Annotated in this window: 2 protein-coding genes and 1 pseudogene; 1 reads left to right on the top strand and 2 read right to left on the bottom strand. The window is 65.0% G+C overall.

The window, feature by feature from the left end; all coding sequences use genetic code 11:
• Positions 1-113: 113 nt before the first annotated feature.
• Entirely contained in the window at positions 114-815 is a 702-nt protein-coding gene (locus DW732_RS09635) for a methyltransferase domain-containing protein (RefSeq protein ID WP_052241580.1), read from the bottom strand.
• 63 nt (positions 816-878) lie between these two features.
• Positions 879-1,019: pseudogene (locus DW732_RS10225) on the bottom strand (putative RNA methyltransferase); the annotation flags it as partial.
• A 118-nt stretch (positions 1,020-1,137) separates the two neighbouring features.
• Between DW732_RS10225 and DW732_RS09630 the strand changes: the two are divergent.
• The gene (locus tag DW732_RS09630; RefSeq protein ID WP_370214514.1) at positions 1,138-2,490 is read left to right on the top strand and encodes an IS30 family transposase; all 1,353 of its coding nucleotides are present in this window, start codon (positions 1,138-1,140) and stop codon (positions 2,488-2,490) included.
• The last annotated feature ends 667 nt before the right edge of the window (positions 2,491-3,157 follow it).

Raw genomic sequence — 3,157 nt, 5'->3', positions numbered from 1 at the left:
CCTATGCCGGAATCTCTCCCACAGAAACCACCGAAGAGCCAGATTTCTTCTGGGGCGGTTGACAAGGGCTGTCCTTCAGCCCTGCAATTAAGAGGATGATGAGCTGGCTGAGCTCATGAAGGGCCTTGGGAGCGAGGGGTGCCCACCAGCAATTCAGCCTCGATGGTGATGCTTTTCACACGCGATAGATTTAGGGACTCCGCGTCGATGCCGAACAGCAGCGGCGTCATCTCGGCGAACACGCGGACGTCCCTTTCGGACATCTCGAAGGTGCGCGTCACCTTGATGCGGTCGGTCATCTTGAAGTGCTTCTCAAAGCAATCGGTCACCAGCTGGTTTGAGTATTCCTTGCTGCGCAAAGATCCTTCAGCAAGGTGGCGCAGCTCCGTAAGATGATTGCTGCCTGGAACCACTTTGACCAGCACTCCTGGCGCGGAGGCGTTTCTGGTTGGGGTGAGAACGCGCTTGAATTCGTCGTAGTTCGAGGGAGCGAATACGTCCACCACGCAGTTGATGGAGCCTTTCAGCACGGGGATGTTCGTCAGGTCGCCAACCAGCCATTTGACCGCCTTTCTGGAATCGTGGCGGGCCGCCATCAGCATGGCGTCTTTTGAGAGGTCAAACGCCACCACGTCGACACAGAGGTTTTCTCGGATTGCACGTGCATAGAAGCCTTCTCCGCATCCCGCGTCGAGCACGCGGAATGGCGTCGCGTTCACAGCTGCAGGACCCTCGCTTGGGGAAAGGGCCCTTCCTACCGCGGTGAGGACGGCTTCTTTCACGTGGTCGTAATACCCTGCCTCCAGGATTGCCATGCGGCTCTCAAAGGATTCTTTGCTGTAGTGGGCTGACTGCCTGGAGGGCCCTAGAAGGTTTACGTACCCCTGCTTTGCGATATCGAAGCAGTGCCTCTTCGGACATACGAGGCTCCCTTCCTGCAGCTTCAGGGCGCTGTGGCAAAGGGGGCAAGAGAGCACGTCGGCGCTGTCAGCAAATCGCGCGTATCTGTCGAGTACCATTGCGTCTCCTTTCGTCCAAGCAATTCTAGCGGATGAGTCTTCCCCAGCAGTGCATGGCTACCTTGATTATCGACTTCATCCGAACACCTCCCACATTCATCCGTACATGTACGGATGAATGTGGGAACCCGATACCCTGAGGGCCGGACCGGCCGGCCCCGGAAGATCGGAGGACGGCATGTCCGGAAAGAGGAAGAAGGGTTCCGCGAAAGCGGCCCCGAGGGCCTACGGAAGGCTCACGAGGCACGAGCGGGACACGGTCCAGAGGATGCTGGAGCGCAGGGCCTCGTGCAGGGAGATCGCGAGGGAGCTGGGCAGGTCGCCCTCGACGGTGAGCGCCGAGGTGGCGTCGCACAGGTTCGTGACGGCGCCGAAGCCCAGGCGCGGCGAGCGCGTGGGCGCCGACACCGACCTGTCGGCGGCCTGCCCGCGCCTGGCGGCGTGGCCGCGCTGCTGCAACGGGTGCGGCCGCTACCGCGCGATGGGCTGCAAGCGCCGCCCGCACGTCTTCTACGAGGCCCGCGCCGCGCAGCTGTGCGCCGACTCGGTCCTCGTCTCGTCCAGGCGCGGGATAGACGCCGACGAGCCCGCCGCGGCGGCCAGGCTGGAGGCGATAAGGGACTGCCTGCGCCGGGGGCTGTCGCCCGAGCAGATGGCGGCGCGCAACGGCGGCCCGGTGGACCTGTCGCCGTCGACCATCTACCGCTGGGTCTCGGCGGGCTACGACGGCATGACCAACATGGAGCTCAGGCGCAAGGTCGGCTACAGGCCGAGGAAGCGCGCCGCGGGCCGGGCGGCGACCCGCCACTCCGCCCGCAGGTCGCATGCCGCGTTCCTCGCCCTCGGGGAGGACGCGTGCGCCGCGGCCTGGGAGATGGACACCGTCGAGGGGGCCCGGGAGGACTCCGCCTGCCTGCTCACGCTGCTGCACCGCCCCAGCAGGCTCCAGCTCGCGCTGCCGCTGGAGGAGAAGACCGCCGGGTGCGTCGCGGGCGCCCTGGAGGGCGTCCGGGCCATCCTCGGCGCCGACGGGACGCGCCGCGTGTTCCGCGCCGTCCTCACCGACAACGGCGCCGAGTTCTCCGACGAGGCGGCGATCGCGGCGCTGCTCGGCGAGGGGCCGGGCGAGACGAGGCTGTTCTACTGCGACCCCAGGCGCAGCGACCAGAAGGGCGCCTGCGAGCGCAACCACGTCGAGATCAGGAAGCTGCTGCCCAAGGGCGCCGGAATCAGGTTCGACCGGCTCGCCCCGGCCGACCTGGCGCTGGCCATGTCGCACGTGAACTCCGAGCCCCGCGGCGCGCTCGGCTTCGCGACGCCCGCGCGCGCCTTCAGGGCGATGCTCGGGGAGGACGCGGCGGCGCTGCTGGACGCCTACGGCGTGGGGGACGTGCCCATCGGGGAACTCGACCTGACGCCGGGGCTCATCGAGAGGGCGCGCGCAGAGAGGGGCGATGCCCCGCTGGCCTAGCCTAGGAGAAAAAACGGAATAGACGGACCGACCGTCCGGCTGAGTCTGGGAAGAGGTGCCGGGCGGCGGGCGGAGCATGGCCACCGGACCCATCGTAACACATCTCCACCGTTCCTTCAACTGGGAAAACGGCGCCCCCCGGGCCCCGGGAGGGGCCGCGGGGGCGTTCGGCTAGGTGCGGGAATGGCCTATCCGCTCAATGTGTTCGGCTGAGATCGGAAATCAATCCAGTGCATGGCTAATCACAGCAGGCAGAACCGCACAGTGACAAATAGCTGAGCTATTTCAAGCTGGGATTTCGGTATTCTGCTGCCCTCTTTTGGGCCACTTCATTTCGCCACACTTTTGACAGGAGCAACAGGGTCCTCGCGCGCAAAACGCATATGGGCAATGCAGCCGTCTGTCAGGGCATGCCTGCGCCCCCGAACCTGCCGAAAAGGCGCTGATCTGCCCGCCAGGGCATGCCTGCGACCCCGAACCAGCCGAAAGGGCGGTGGATCTGCCCGTCAGGGCATGCCTGTGCCCCCGAACCAGCCGAAAGGGGGGTGGATCTGCCCGCCAGGGCATTGGCAGAAGAAAGAATGCCGAGATACTCAATAAGAAGATTGATAACCTTCAGCAGGTGAAAAAAGGAGGCTTCGGTAGTTTGTGTGACAAGGGGCTAGCC

The sequence above is a fragment of the Collinsella sp. AM28-11LB genome, from assembly GCF_003469895.1.
Lineage (GTDB): Bacteria > Actinomycetota > Coriobacteriia > Coriobacteriales > Coriobacteriaceae > Collinsella.
The sequence above is the reverse complement of the archived record's forward strand: the minus strand, read 5'-3'. Positions and strand labels throughout refer to the sequence as shown.

Bases quoted from the DNA above. Each gene is read 5' to 3' on its own strand.
- DW732_RS09630 (WP_370214514.1), top strand. From the start codon at position 1,138: ATGTGGGAACCCGATACCCTGAGGGCCGGACCGGCCGGCCCCGGAAGA.
- DW732_RS09635 (WP_052241580.1), bottom strand. From the start codon at position 815: ATGGCAATCCTGGAGGCAGGGTATTACGACCACGTGAAAGAAGCCGTC.